The 13,256-nt window shown below is 70.1% G+C and carries 11 protein-coding genes; 5 read left to right on the top strand and 6 right to left on the bottom strand.

Annotated elements, in window-relative coordinates:
• Positions 1–2 precede the first annotated feature (2 nt).
• Complete coding sequence (locus KHU32_RS01900; RefSeq protein WP_213668347.1) at positions 3–701, bottom strand: VWA domain-containing protein; 699 nt, start codon at positions 699–701, stop codon at positions 3–5.
• A gap of 106 nt (positions 702–807) precedes the next feature.
• Here KHU32_RS01900 and KHU32_RS01895 point away from each other — a divergent pair, with 106 nt between their 5' ends.
• Entirely contained in the window at positions 808–2,109 is a 1,302-nt protein-coding gene (locus KHU32_RS01895; protein ID WP_213668346.1) for a hypothetical protein, read from the top strand.
• Positions 2,110–2,120: 11 nt separating this feature from the next.
• On the opposite strand, the gene KHU32_RS01890 is transcribed toward KHU32_RS01895, so the two are convergent.
• Complete coding sequence (locus KHU32_RS01890) at positions 2,121–3,101, bottom strand: Bug family tripartite tricarboxylate transporter substrate binding protein (RefSeq protein WP_213668345.1); 981 nt, start codon at positions 3,099–3,101, stop codon at positions 2,121–2,123.
• A gap of 90 nt (positions 3,102–3,191) precedes the next feature.
• Between KHU32_RS01890 and KHU32_RS01885 the strand changes: the two genes are divergently transcribed.
• From KHU32_RS01885 to KHU32_RS01870, 4 genes are read left to right on the top strand one after another with little or no spacing between them, the layout of a single operon-like run.
• A complete protein-coding gene (locus KHU32_RS01885) occupies positions 3,192–4,688 on the top strand; it encodes an NAD(P)-binding domain-containing protein (protein WP_213668344.1) in 1,497 nt (498 codons plus the stop codon).
• Positions 4,681–5,106 (top strand): carboxymuconolactone decarboxylase family protein, encoded by a 426-nt coding sequence (locus tag KHU32_RS01880; RefSeq protein ID WP_213668343.1) that lies wholly within the window; start codon positions 4,681–4,683, stop codon positions 5,104–5,106. Before KHU32_RS01885 ends, KHU32_RS01880 begins: the two co-directional genes overlap by 8 nt.
• Before the next feature lie 58 nt (positions 5,107–5,164).
• Positions 5,165–5,743, top strand: coding sequence for a peroxidase-related enzyme (locus tag KHU32_RS01875; RefSeq protein ID WP_213668342.1), 579 nt, complete (start codon positions 5,165–5,167; stop codon positions 5,741–5,743).
• Positions 5,740–7,011 carry an aspartate aminotransferase family protein gene (locus tag KHU32_RS01870; protein ID WP_213668341.1) on the top strand — a complete coding sequence of 424 codons (1,272 nt, stop codon included), beginning with the start codon at positions 5,740–5,742 and terminating at the stop codon, positions 7,009–7,011. Before KHU32_RS01875 ends, KHU32_RS01870 begins: the two co-directional genes overlap by 4 nt.
• A 39-nt stretch (positions 7,012–7,050) precedes the next feature.
• On the opposite strand, the gene KHU32_RS01865 is transcribed toward KHU32_RS01870, so the two are convergent.
• From KHU32_RS01865 to KHU32_RS01850, 4 genes are all read right to left on the bottom strand, one after another.
• Positions 7,051–8,469: an ABC transporter substrate-binding protein gene (locus KHU32_RS01865; RefSeq protein ID WP_347265494.1), complete on the bottom strand. Its 1,419-nt coding sequence runs from the start codon at positions 8,467–8,469 to the stop codon at positions 7,051–7,053.
• 395 nt (positions 8,470–8,864) lie between these two features.
• Positions 8,865–10,388, bottom strand: coding sequence for an ABC transporter substrate-binding protein (locus KHU32_RS01860; RefSeq protein ID WP_347265493.1), 1,524 nt, complete (start codon positions 10,386–10,388; stop codon positions 8,865–8,867).
• A 290-nt stretch (positions 10,389–10,678) separates the two neighbouring features.
• A complete protein-coding gene (locus KHU32_RS01855) occupies positions 10,679–12,271 on the bottom strand; it encodes an ABC transporter substrate-binding protein (protein WP_213669724.1) in 1,593 nt (530 codons plus the stop codon).
• Positions 12,272–12,321: 50 nt separating this feature from the next.
• The gene (locus KHU32_RS01850) at positions 12,322–13,137 is read right to left on the bottom strand and encodes an N-acetylmuramoyl-L-alanine amidase family protein (RefSeq protein WP_213668340.1); all 816 of its coding nucleotides are present in this window, start codon (positions 13,135–13,137) and stop codon (positions 12,322–12,324) included.
• Positions 13,138–13,256: the final 119 nt, after the last annotated feature.

Below are 13,256 nucleotides of genomic sequence, written 5' to 3'. Positions count from 1 at the left end.
CCTCAGGCCTTCGGAGCGGGGAGCTGGCCCGCGATGCGCGAGGCGGCGCCGCCCGGCAGCCGCGCCAGGGCCGAGCGCCCGCCCGCCGCGAAAACGGCGACCGCGCGCAGCAGCTCCCGCAGCGCCTCGGCACTGCTCGCGTCGAAGGGCGCCCAGGCGCCGCCCGACAGCTTGGCGACCTGCCGGAAGCCCGCCTCCGCGGTCCGGTCGCGGCCTTCCTGGAAGCAGAAGGCCGGCGTCCCATGCATGCCGAGCTGCCCGGCGAGGTGGCTGATCGGATCGACCGCCTCCTCGAAGGCGTCGCCCACCAGCACGATGGCGTGGACGCGCTCGCGCTTCGTCTCGGCCAGCGCATGCTCCAGCACGCGCAGGATCTGCGTCTGGCCGCCCAGCACGGTGACGCCGGACATGCGCCGCGCCAGCTCGGCCGTGTCGGTCAGGAAGGGCGTCGCCGCGAATTCCATGTAGCCGCGCCAATAGGCGAGCTGCACCGCAAGGCCGCCGAGGTCGCGCGTCGCGGAGAACATCTCGGACTGCAGGTGGCAGGCGCGGTCCCAGGCGGGCTGGCGCGAGGCGGTGGCGTCCACCGCGAAGATCAGCCGCCCCCCGCCGCGCCCCGCGTGAACGGCGGGAAGCGAGTTCACCTTCCGGAGGAAGGCGGCGACGGCGGCATTGCCGGGCTTGGCCGGGAGCTGTGTCATCCTTCTCCACACATGGTCCATGCGGGGCCCCGACGCCAGGGGCGGATGACAACGAGGTAAGCTTCGGGGTGGTGTTTCTCGCTGCGGCGAGGGTAAATTCGCTCGCATGCGCAAGATGATCCTCGCGGCTTTCCTTTCCGTCCTGGTGCTGCCGGCGCTGGCGCAGCCCTCCGCGGAGCCTCCCGCCGTTGCCCAGCTCCGCCGCCTGCTCGGCCCGGGCGCGACGCTCGCCTACGGCACGGCGACGGCGACTGACGTGCAGGGCAGCGCGGCCCTGACGGCGGTGGTCCTGACCAGGGGCGCCGAGACCATCCGCATTGCGGAAGCCCGGCTCGACGGGCTGCGGGATGACGGCATCGCCCGGCTCTCGCTGCGCGAAATCCAGATCGGCGGCGGGCAGGTCACCGCCACGCTCGATCGCCTGGACCTCGAGGGGCTGACCGTCCGGCAGGATCGCGGCGGCCGGCCGCCGCGGCCGAGCGACGTCAGCGCCGATCTCCTGCGGCTCGAGAACTGGCGCAGCGCGGGCCGCTCGCCCGTGAATATCGGCGCGATCAGCGTCGAGAATTTCGGCGGCGGGCGCGCCGGCTCCGCGAACCTCACCGCCCTCGAGGTCGGCCTCAGCGGCGGCATGCTGGATCGCCTCACCATCGCGCGGATCGCCTTCGGCGGACTCGACGCGGCGGAGGTACTCTCGGCGATCATGGAGCAGCGCCAGCCGGCGGCGCGCTCGGGCAGCTCCAGCCTGGACATCGAGAGCGTGACGCTCAGCCAGGGCGGCAATGTCATCGGGCGGCTGGGTTCGCTCACGGCGCGCGGCGAGGCGACGCCGGGCCGTTCGCCCACGGGCTCGCTCGCGCTGCGCGGCCTCGAGGTGAATGCGGCGCCGCCCTATGCCGAATGGATGCGGCGCCTCAACTACACGAGCCTGCGCGCCGAGGCCCGGATGGAGGCCACGCACGACATCTCGACGGGCGTGCTCGACATCCCGGTCCTCAGCGTCGAGCTGCGCGATGCGGGCGAGCTCGGCCTCGCGCTGCGCGCCGACAATATCCCCGAGCACATGGACCCGCAGCGGGCGGCGGAGATCCGCCTGATCTCCGCGCGGCTCCGCTACGCCGACTTCTCGCTGTTCCGCCGCTGGGTCCGCACGACGGCCGAGCGCGAGGGCGTGCCGGAGGAGAGCTTCCGCCAGCGGCTCGTGGAGCAGGCGGGGGCGATCCTGAACGGGCCCAGGCTGGCCGCGGCCCGCGAGGCCGCGCAGCGCTTCCTGCGCGGCGAGGCCACGGCGCTGGAGCTGGCGGCCAACCCGGGCGCGCCGGTCGCGCTGATGCGGCTGCAGCAGAAGCCGCCGGCGAACCTGGCCGGCTGGCAGGACCTGCTGGGGCTGACGCTTACCGCGCGCTGACGGCGGGGTGCCTACTGAAGGCTGAGCCCCGCGAACCGGACCAGCGCGGCGTGGCGCTGCAGCTCGCTCTCGAGCAGGGCTGACAGCCGTCCGGGTTCGCCGCCGATGATGTCGAGGCCCTGCGCCTCCAGCCGCTGGCGGCCTTCCGGGTCCTGCAGGATCTCGTTCACCAGCGCGTTCAGCGCCTGGGCGATGGGCGCGGGCGTGCGCCGGGGCAGCATCAGGCAGAACCAGCTGCCGAATTCCAGCCCCGGCATGCCGAGCTCGGCCGTCGTCGGGACCTCCGGCAGCACCACGGAGCGGCGGTCGCTCAGCACGGCGATGGGCCGTACCTGACCCGCGCGGATCTGCGGCTGCGCGCCGGTCACGAGGTTGAACATCACCTGGATGCGGCCGGCGAAGAGGTCCGTGAAGCCCTGGCCGATGCCGTTATAGGGCACGTGCACCATCTCGGTTCCCGTGGCCTGGCGGTACAGCTCGCCGGCCAGGTGCATGGAACTGCCATTGCCCGAGGAGCCGAAGGAGACCTGGCCCGGATGGGTCTTCAGGTAATCGGTCAGCTCGGCGAGGCTGTGCACCGGCAGCGCGTTGTTCACGACCAGCACGTTGGGCACGTTGCCGAGCAGGATCACCGGCTCGAAATCGCGGCGGGGATCATAGGGCAGGTCGCGGTAGAGGGCGGGGTTGGTCGCCATCGTGCCCGCCCAGGTGAAGAGGATGGTGTGCCCGTCAGGGGCGGCGCGCGCCGCGGCGGTGGCGCCCACATTGCCGTTCGCGCCGGGCCGGTTGTCCACCAGCGTGCGCTGCGGCAGGCGCTTGTCCATCTCCTGCGCCAGGATGCGGGCCAGCGTATCGGCGGTGCCGGCGCCGCCCGCGGCGGGGAGGATGAAGCGCAGCGGCCGGTCCGGCCAGCCGGGCGGGAGGTCGATGGCCAGCGCCACCGTCGGCACGGCGGCCAGGCTCGGAAGGAGAAGGCGACGCGGAAACAGCATGAGGAGAATCCCCGGCGCATGGACAGTCCACCGGGATGTCACCATGATTTCCGCCGTGCAGCATAGACCAGATCGGCTGAGGGTCCCCGGATGAACCAGACCACCCGCATCGCCCCGGCCGAACCCGATCTGGCAGGTCTCGCCGTGCTGGAGGCGCAGGTCGCGCGGGATCTGGAGATGCTGAACCTGCCGCCGAAGAACTGGGTGCCGCCGCTCGTGCGCGACGACACCGCGGTGCTCGATGCGGTGGTGGTGGGTGCGGGCATGAACGGCATCGCGGCCGCCGGCGCGCTGATCTTCCGGGGCATGCCGAACATCGCCGTGCTCGACGCCGCGGGCCCGGGCCAGGAAGGGCCCTGGTGCACGACGGCCCGCATGGACACGCTGCGCTCGCCCAAGACCCTGCCGGGCCCCTGCTTCGGCATCCCCTCGCTCACCTTCCGCGCCTGGTACGTCGCGAATTTCGGGCAGGAGAGCTGGGAGGGGCTGTACAAGATCTTCAACCGCACATGGCAGGACTATCTCGGCTGGCTGCAGCGCGTGCTGAAGCTGCCGCTGACGCATTTCGCGAAGGTGACCAGGATCAGCCCCGCCGACGGATTGCTGCGCCTCACCGTCGAGCAGCCGGACGGCACGCGCATGCTGCTCGCGCGCCACGTCGTGCTGGCGACGGGCCGTGCGGGCGCGGGCGGGCTGGACCTGCCGCGCTTCGTCGATCGCGCCCTCTTCCCCGATCTCGCGGCGCTGGCGCCGCAGCCCATCGACTTCGAGGCGCTGCGCGGCCGGAGCATCGGCATCATCGGCGGCGGCGCCTCCGCCTGGGACAATGCGGCGACGGCGCTGGAGCGCGGCGCCGCGCGGGTCGACCTCTATGTCCGCCGCGCCGTGCTGCCGCAGGTGAACAAGGGCCGCGGCAGCACGGGGCCGCATTTCCACCTGGGCTTCGAGGCGATCCCGCCCGAGGAGAAGTGGAAGCTCAACGTCTATCTGCAGGACCAGCAGGGACCGGTGCCGCACGAGACTGTGCATCGCGCGCTGCGTCAGTCGGAATTCCACGTCCATCTGGCGACGCCGACGCGTTCCGCCCGGCGTGACGGCGATGAGGTCGTCATCGCGGTCGGCGGTGCGCAGCCGCGCGAGGTGCGGCACGACTATCTCATCGTCGCGACGGGCTTCTCGGTGAATCCGGCGCAGATCCCCGAGCTCGCCGAGGTTGCGCCGCATGTCTCGCGCTGGGTCGACGTCATCGGCGATGTGCCGCCCGAGTTGCGGCGGCCGGAGATCGAAAATTTTCCCAGTCTCGGCCCGGGCTTCGAGCTGCGGCCGCGCGATGCATCCGCGCCGCCGGAATTGTCGCGCATCCATCTCGTGAATTACGGCGCGCATCTCAGCCAGGGCGGCATCGCCAGCGATATCCCCGGCACCATGGTCGCGGGCGATCGCGTGGCCGAGGCGGTGATCCGCGCCGTCTTCCTGGAGGAGTTCCCCAGGATCCGGCAGGCGCTGGTCGATTACGACGAACCGGAACTCATCGGCACGCCCTTCTACGTGCCGCCGCCCGGGAAGGAGACTGAACCGAATGCGTGACGTGATCGACGAGCTGATGGGCATCGAGCCCGGCTCGAGGCTGGACGAGCTGCGCGCCCTGCGCCCGGAGGTGCGCCGCTCGACCCAGGCCAGCGAGGTCGCCATCTTCGAGGGCGAGAGCGGCCTGACGAAGACCGAGCGCCACGCCGTCGCGCAGTACGTCGCGGAGCTCAATGCGGAGGAGGCGCTGGCCGCGCATCACGCGCGCGCGGCCGGCGAGACGCCGCGCCTTCCCGTGCTGCTCGCGCACGCGACCATGCTGACCGAGGAGCCCGACCAGGCGACGCCGGCCGCGATCCAGGCGCTGATGGCCGCCGGCCTCGCGCCGCGCGACGTGGTGATGCTCTCGCAGCTTATCGCGCATGTGAATTACGAGGCCCGGCTGCTCGCCGGCCTTCGCCTGCTGGAGGAAGCGTGATGGCCGCCGATTCAGACCTGCGCGCGACGGGCGCGCTTCGGCCATCGGAGGCGGTGTGATGTCCAGCACCCATGATTTCGGCTTCACCATCGACACGCTCGGCTGGGAGGCCTGGGCCCCGGTGCTGGAGCTCGAGAAGGCCACGCCCGACGAGATCCAGGTGCTGGAGGAAAGTCACCCGCAGGCCAAGACCTCGCCCTACTACCTGCTGCTGGTGCAGGAGGCGGAGGTGCTGCGGCAGCGCTCGAAGCTGTTCAACACCATCATGTACGGGCCGCGCGGCGCCTCGCGCGCCGATCGCGAGCTGGCGGCGACCGCCGAATCCCGCGTGAACGGCTGTCCCTACTGCGCCAGCGTCCATGCGCAGCGCTTCGTGCAGATGAAGGGCGACCGGGACCTCATGCTCCGCCTGCTGGCGGAGGGCGTGGAGACGGAGATGCCGGCGCGGCAGCGCGCCATCGTCGACTATTCCGTGAAGCTCGGCGCCACGCCCTCGGCCGCCACGCGGTCGGACATCGAGCGCCTGCGCGGCCACGGGCTGACCGACGCCGAGATCCTGGACATCACGCTCTCCGTCGCGATGTTCGCCAATGCCAACCGCCTGATGCAGACCCTTGGGGAGGCCACACGGCCATGAACGACGCCATCACTGACGAAACCCTCGTCCAGACCGCGCATCGCGTCCTGCCCGCCGGCAACTTCGGCAATTTCGCGAGCGACATCGCGCTCGCCCGCGGCGAGGGCGGCCATGTCTGGGACACCGAGGGCCGCGAGTACATCGACTTCCTGCTCGGCTCCGGCCCGATGTTCATTGGCCATGCCCATCCCGAGGTGACGGCGGCCGTGCTGGAGCAGGTGCCGCTCGGCACCACCTTCTTCACCAACAACCCGCATGGCATCCGCCTCGCCGCGCGGATCGTGGACGCGGTGCCCTGCGCCGAACAGGTGCGCTTCCTCGCCTCGGGCACCGAGGCCGACATGTATGCGATGCGCGTCGCCCGCGCCTTCCGCGGCCGCGACAAGATCGTGAAGTTCGAGGGCGGCTACCACGGCATGAGCGACTACAGCCTCATGAGCCTGGCGCCGAAGCGGCCCGGCAACTTCCCGCTCGCCATCCCCGACAGCCCGGGCATCACCGCCCGTGTGCGGGACGACGTGCTGGTCGCGCCCTACAACGATGCCGACCACGTGGTGAAGCTGATCGAGGCGCAGCACGACGAGATCGGCGGCGTCATCGTCGAGCCCTTCCAGCGGCTGATCCCGCCCGTGCCCGGCTTTCTCGAGGCGCTGCGCGAGGTGACGGCGCGCTTCGGCATCCCGCTGATCTTCGACGAGGTCGTGACCGGCTTCCGCTTTGCCTATGGCGGCGCGCAGAGCTACTACGGCGTGACGCCGGATCTCTGCACGCTGGGCAAGATCGTGGGCGGCGGTTTCCCTCTCTCCGCGCTCGTGGGCCGCGCCGACATCATGGCGCATTTCGACAAGGCCAAGGTCGGCGAGGAAGGCTTCCTCATGCAGCTGGGCACCCTGTCGGGCAATCCGGTGGCCTCGGTCGCGGGCCTCGCGACGCTCGACGTGCTGAGCCAACCCGGCGTCTACGAGAAGGTCTTCGCCCTCGGCCGCTCGCTGATGGAGGGGCTGACCAAGGTGCTGAACGAGAAGGGCCTGCCCGGCCAGGTGGTGGGCGAGCCGCCGCTCTTCGACATCGTCTTCGCCGAGGGCCGGATGCGCGACTACCGCGACACGCTGCGGGCGGATGCGAAGCTCGCCGCGCATTTCAACCGGCATCTGCGCGAGGCCGGCATCCTGAAGGGCGACAGCAAGTACTACGTCTCGCTGGCGCATACGCCCGAGGATATCGCGCGGACGGTGGAAGCCTTTGCCGGGGCGGCCAAGGCGCTCTGATCCGACGGAAGGGGAGGGGCTTGAGGGCCCCTCCTTCAATCAGACCGGGCGGACGCCCATCGCGACGGTCCGCTCGTCCATGCGCGCGGTGTAGGTCAGGCCGCGGCGCGTGGCCCAGCTATGGTTGAGCTGCATCAGCGGCATGATCGGCACCTCGCGCGCCACCCAGCGCACCACGTCGCGCAGCGCGCCTTCGCGAGCCTCGTCGTCGATGATCGAGACGGCCGCATTGGTCATGCGGTCCAGATCGGCGGAGGAGAAGCGGCTGGCATTGGCCGCGCCCGTGCGGTTCTGGCGATTGAAGGTCATCATGACATTGGCGAGCATGAAGGCCGCCTCGCCGGTCACGCTGCCCCAGCTCGTCAGGCGCATGGCGAATTCCTGGCGCGACGCGCGCGCCGCCATCGAGGACCAGGGCAGCGCCTCGATCTGCGTCTGCACGCCGATGCGCGTCCAGAACTGCGCGACGGCCTGCGCGATGCGGCTGTCGTTCGGGAAGCGGTCGTTCGGCGTGTGCAGCGTGAGGCGGAAGCCGTCCGGATGGCCGGCCTCGGCCAGCAGCCGGCGCGCCTGCTCGATATCGGCGGTCGGGACGGTAACGTCCGGCGTATAGCCGAAGGCGCCGGGCGGCAGCCACTGGTTGGTGGCCGTGGCCTGGCCCTCCATCACGCGCTCGACGATGTTCTGGCGGTTGATGGCGATGCTGAGCGCGCGCCGTACGCGCGCATCCTTGAAGGGATTCTGCGGCAGCGGCTGGCCGTTATTGTCGGTGACGAAGGGGACAGGGCCGTCACGCGAGAAGTCGGGCATCAGATAGACGCAGCGCAGGCCGACCGTCTCATGCACCGACGTGCGCGCCTCGCGCTTCAGGCGCTCCAGATCGCTGCTCGCGACCTGATCGATCATGTCGATGTTGCCGGACAGCAGCGCCGCGGTGCGCGAGGCGTCATTGGCGATGAAGCGGTAGGACACACGCGCCCAGGGCTCGCGCTCGCCCCAGTAATCGTCGTTGCGGACGAGCTCGGTGCGGTTGTTCGGCTGGTAGCTGGCGAGCTTGTAGGGGCCGGTGCCGATCGCCGCCTTGCCGCTGTTGTAATCCTCGGTCGTCGCACCTTCGCCCACATGCTTGGAAACGATGAAGACGGAGGCGAGGTCGATCGGCAGGATCGGATTGGGCACGTGGGTGTGGAAGCGGATCGTCAGCGGGTCGATGATCTCGATGCGCTTGAGGCTGCGGAGGTAGCCGGCGTAGCTGCTCGGGCTGTTGGGCACATTGGGCGCGCGGCCGTACGTGAAGGCGACGTCCTCGGCGGTGAAGGGCCGGCCGTCATGCCACTTCACGTTCTCGCGCAGCTTGAATTCCCACAGCGTGGGCTCGATCACGCGCCAGGAGGTGGCGAGGCCGGGGACGAATTTCACATCGGCCGTGCGATGCACGATCCCCTCGAAGATGTGCACGGCGAGCGCGGCATTGGGCGTGGCGTTGAAGAAGTGCGGGTCGATCGAGGTGATGGAGCCGCCGGTGGCGATGGTCAGGGTGCGATCGGTCGGCGACTGCGCGAAGGCGGGCGCTGCCAGCGCGGTCGATGCGGCGGCGCCGAGGGCGCGTCGGGTCAGGGTAATGGGAATGGTTGCTTCCTCCGGGCAGGCATTTGGCGGCGACGCTCAGGGAGCGTCAGGCCGATCCATGCCTGGCGACTTCTTCGCCTTGGGGCAGGATCAACCGCGCCGCGAGCTTCGCGCGCGCCCGGAGGCGACGCAACCGAAACGCGACAAATACCCGGAGGAACGTTGCGGTCCATGCGCGGACCGCAACGAAACGGGAAGGGGTCTGCGCCCCTTCCCGATCAGGCTCAGGCCGGGCGGACGTTCATCGCGACGGTCCGCTCGTCCATGCGCGCGGTATAGGTCAGGCCGCGACGCGTGGCCCAGGTGTGGTTGAGCTGGATCAGCGGCATGACCGGCACCTCGCGCGCCACCCAGCGCACCAGATCCTGCAGGCCGCGCTCCCGGGCGGCGTTGTCCACGTTCGAGGCGGCGGCGTTGGTCAGCTGGTCCAGCTCGGCGGAGGAGAAGCGGCCGGCATTGCTGGCGCCCGTCCGCTTCTCGCGGTCATAGGTCATCATGACGTTGGAGATCATGAAGCTGGCCTCGCCGGTCACGCTGCCCCAGCTGTTCAGGCGCATGGCGTAGTCCTGGCGGTTGCTGCGGGCGGAGAAGTTCGCCCAGGGCACGGCCTCGACCTGCGTCTGCACGCCGATGCGCGTCCAGAACTGCGCGACGGCCTGCGCGATGCGGCTGTCATTCGGGAAACGGTCGTTCGGCGTATGCAGGACGAGCTTGAAGCCGTTCGGATAGCCGGCCTCGGCCAGCAGGCGGCGCGAATGCTCCACATTGGGCACCGGCACGGCCACATCAGGCGTGTGGCTGAAGACGCCGGGCGGCAGCCATTGGTTGGTGGCGGTGGCCTGGCCCTCCATCACGCGCTCGGCGATGTTCTGACGGTTGATGATGCTCGTCAGCGCCTGGCGGACGCGGACATCCTTGAAGGGATTCTGCGGCAGCGGCTGGCCGTTGTTGTCGGTGACGAAAGGCAGGTTTCCGTCACGCGAGAAGTCCGCCATCAGGTAGACGCAGCGCAGGCCCACCGTCTCGTGCACGCTGGTGCGCGGCTCCCGCCTGAAGCGGGCGAGATCGCTGCTGGCGACCTGGTCGATCATGTCGACATCGCCCGAGAGCAGGGCGGCCGAGCGCGCGGCGGGGCTCGCGATGAAGCGGTAGGAGACGCGGGCCCAGGGCTCGCGCTCACCCCAATAGTCGTCGTTGCGCACGAGCTCCGTGCGGTTGTTCGGCTGGTAGCTGACGAGCTTGTAGGGGCCGGTGCCGATCGCCGCCTTGCCGCTGTTGTAGTCCTCGGTGGTGGCACCCTCGGCCGCGTGCTTGGCGACGATGAAGATCGAGGCGAGGTCGGTCGACAGGATCGGGTTGGGCGCGTGGGTATGCAGGCGCACGGTCAGCGGATCGACGATCTCGACGCGCTTGATGCTGCGGAGGTAGCCGCCGAAGCCGCCCGGGCTGTTCGGCACGTCCGGCGCGCGGGCATAGGTGAAGGCGACGTCCTCGGCGGTGAACGGCCGGCCGTCATGCCACTTCACGTTTTCGCGCAGCTTGAATTCCCACAGCGTGGGCTCGATCACGCGCCAGGAAGTGGCGAGGCCGGGGACGAACTTCACGTCCGGCGTGCGCTGGACCAGCGCCTCGAAGATATGCACCGCGAGCGCCGAGTTGGGCGTGGCGTTGAAGAAGTGCGGATCGATCGCGGTGATCGAGCCGCCGGTGGCGATCGTCAGGCTGCGTTCGGACTGCGACTGCGCCACGGCCTGAGTGGCCAGGGCGCTGGAAACGGCGGCGGCGCCGAGCGCGCGGCGGCTGAGACGGATAGGGATGGGAAATTCCTCCGGACGGACGTTTTTATGAGGTTGCCGCTCCTGCCGGGAGCGGCGGGCCGATCTGCGCCGGTCTTGATGACCGTGGACGTCCTGGATCGAGGCCTGGGCCAGCTTTGCGCGGCAAAGGGCCCGGCGCAACAGTTTCTGTCGCACGGAATTGCGGGAACGCGGGGTCCCCGCCGAAGGCGAAGGAGGGGCCCTTGGGGCCCCTCTTTTTGTCAGGCCGGGCGGACGCCCATGGCGATCGTCCGCTCGTCCATGCGCGCGGTGTAGGTCAGGCCGCGGCGCGTGGCCCAGGTGTGATTGAGCTGGATCAGCGGGATGATCGGCACTTCGCGGCTCACCCAGCGCACCAGATCCTGCAGCGCCTTCTCGCGCGCCGTATTGTCGATGATGGCGACCGCCTCGTTGGTCATCCGATCCAGCTCGGGCGAGGAGAAGCGGCCCGAATTGCTGGCGCCCGTCCGGTTCTCGCGGCTGTAGGTCATCATGATGTTGGTCAGCATGTAGCCGGCCTCGGCCGTGGTGCTGCCCCAGCTCGTCAGGCGGATGGCGAAGTCCTGGCGGTTGCTGCGGCCGGAGAAGCTGGCCCAGGGCACGGCCTCGACCTGCGTCTGCACGCCGATGCGCGTCCAGAACTGCGCGACGGCCTGCGCGATGCGGCTGTCGTTCGGGAAGCGGTCGTTCGGCGTGTGCAGCGTCAGCTTGAAGCCGTTGGGGAAGCCGGCCTCGGCCAGCAGGCGACGTGAATGCTCCACATTGGGCACGGGAACCGTCACGTCGGGCGCGTAGCCGAAGGTGCCCGGGGGCAGCCACTGGTTGGTGGCAGTGGCCTGGCCCTCCATCACGCGCTCGGCGATGTTCTGGCGGTTGATGATGCTCGTCAGCGCCTGGCGGACGCGGACATCCTTGAAGGGGTTCTGCGCCAGCGGCTGGCCATTGTTGTCGGTGACGAAGGGCACGTTTCCGTCACGCGAGAAGTCCGCCATCAGATAGGCGCAGCGCAGGCCGACGGTCTCATGCACGCTGGTGCGCGGCTCGCGCGTCAGGCGGGCGAGGTCGCTGCTGGCGACCTGGTCGATCATGTCGATGTCGCCCGAGAGCAGGGCGGCGGAACGCGCGGCGTCATTGGCGATGAAGCGGTAGGAGACCGCGGACCAGGGCTCGCGCCCGCCCCAGTAGTCGTCGTTGCGGACGAGCTCGGTGCGGTTGTTCGGCTGGTAGCTGACGAACTTGTAGGGGCCGGTGCCGATCGCGGCCTTGCCGCTGTTGTAGTCCTCGGTCCCCGCGCCCTCGCCGGCATGCTTGGACACGATGAAGATGGCCGCGAGGTCAGTCGGCAGGATCGGGTTGGGCGCGTGGGTATGGAAGCGCATAGTCAGCGGATCGACGATCTCGATCTGCTTGAGGCTGCGCAGGAAGCCGCCGAAGCCGCCCGGGCTGTTGGGCACATTGGGCGCGCGGCCATAGGTGAAGGCGACGTCCTCGGCGGTGAAGGGCCGGCCGTCATGCCACTTCACGTTCTCGCGCAGCTTGAATTCCCACAGCGTGGGCTCGATCACGCGCCAGGAGGTGGCGAGGCCGGGGACGAACTTCGCATCCGGCGTGCGCTGGACCAGCGCCTCGAAGATATGCAGCGCCAGCGAGGAATTGGGCGCCGCGTTGAAGAAATGCGGGTCGACCGAGGTGATCGAGCCGCCGGTGGCGATCGTCAGGGTGCGGTTGGTTTGCGATTGCGCCACGGCCTGGGTGGCCAGGGCGCTGGAGACGGCGGCAGCGCCCAGGGCGCGGCGGCTGAGGGATGTAGCCAATTCGGGAAGCCTCCGGATCGTATTGGGAATGATCCTCCCGTCGGGGAGGGTCAGGCCGAACTGCGCCGACCGATGAAGCCGTGGACGGCTTCGGTCAAGGCAGCGGCCACCTTCGCGCGGTGGTCGGCCCGGCGCAACAGAGCTTCGTCGCGCGGATTGGAGATGAAGCCGCATTCCACGAGGGCGGAGGGCACATCCGGCGATTTCAGCACCACGAACTGGGCGCGGCGCAGCGGGGTGTTCAGCAGCAGGACCTCGCCGTCCAGGGCGTTCACCGCCAGCCGCGCCAGCCGCTCGGACCCCGCGCGGGTCTCCTGCCGCATGAGGCTGAGCAGGATGCGCTGGACCTCGGGCGAGACGGAGGGCAGCCGCAGACCGCCGGCGCGGTCCGCCAGGTTCTCGCGCCGGGCGAGCGCGGCCGAGAGCGAATCCGTGGCGGATTCGGCCCCGGTATAGACGGAGGCCCCCCGCAGGGAGCGCGCCTGCCCGGCGGGCACGGCATCGGCATGGATGGAAAGGAGCAGCGCCGCCTCGCGGCTGCGCGCGATGTCGACCCGGCGGGCGAGCGGGACGAAGACGTCGCTGCTGCGGGTCAGCGCCACGCGGCAGCGGCCGCCCGCCTCCAGCCGGCGCTTGAGCTCCAGCGCCAGCGGCAGGGTGACGCGCTTCTCGAGCGTGCCGTTGGCGCCGATCGCGCCCGGATCCGCCCCGCCATGTCCCGGATCGAGAACCACCAGCGGCAGGCGCGCGGCCGGGCGCGGCGGCGGTGGCCGGCGCCGGTTGGCCGAAGTCTGGGCGTCAGCATCCGGTGCGGCGGCCAGGCCGGCCAGCGCCAGAAGCAACGCTCTGCGATCAATCCCCCTCATAGGCCGCAACCCCCATCGCGGTGCCCGGAACCTAGTCCCGGGAGGCCCGAAAAGCCAGAGGAAGTGCTTCCTAAATAGGCAATCCCGGGGTCGGGCGCCCCGAAATGTATCGGGATCGT

Origin of the sequence: Roseococcus pinisoli (genome assembly GCF_018413645.1) — a bacterium.
In the GTDB taxonomy this organism is placed as follows: domain Bacteria; phylum Pseudomonadota; class Alphaproteobacteria; order Acetobacterales; family Acetobacteraceae; genus Roseococcus; species Roseococcus pinisoli.
The sequence above is the reverse complement of the archived record's forward strand: the minus strand, read 5'-3'. Positions and strand labels throughout refer to the sequence as shown.

Excerpts from the sequence above, each read along its gene's own strand:
- KHU32_RS01900 (WP_213668347.1), bottom strand. The coding sequence starts at position 701 with ATGACACAGCTCCCGGCCAAGCCCGGCAATGCCGCCGTCGCCGCCTTC.
- KHU32_RS01895 (WP_213668346.1), top strand. The coding sequence starts at position 808 with ATGCGCAAGATGATCCTCGCGGCTTTCCTTTCCGTCCTGGTGCTGCCG.
- KHU32_RS01890 (WP_213668345.1), bottom strand. The coding sequence starts at position 3,101 with ATGCTGTTTCCGCGTCGCCTTCTCCTTCCGAGCCTGGCCGCCGTGCCG.
- KHU32_RS01885 (WP_213668344.1), top strand. The coding sequence starts at position 3,192 with ATGAACCAGACCACCCGCATCGCCCCGGCCGAACCCGATCTGGCAGGT.
- KHU32_RS01880 (WP_213668343.1), top strand. The coding sequence starts at position 4,681 with ATGCGTGACGTGATCGACGAGCTGATGGGCATCGAGCCCGGCTCGAGG.
- KHU32_RS01875 (WP_213668342.1), top strand. The coding sequence starts at position 5,165 with ATGTCCAGCACCCATGATTTCGGCTTCACCATCGACACGCTCGGCTGG.
- KHU32_RS01870 (WP_213668341.1), top strand. The coding sequence starts at position 5,740 with ATGAACGACGCCATCACTGACGAAACCCTCGTCCAGACCGCGCATCGC.
- KHU32_RS01850 (WP_213668340.1), bottom strand. The coding sequence starts at position 13,137 with ATGAGGGGGATTGATCGCAGAGCGTTGCTTCTGGCGCTGGCCGGCCTG.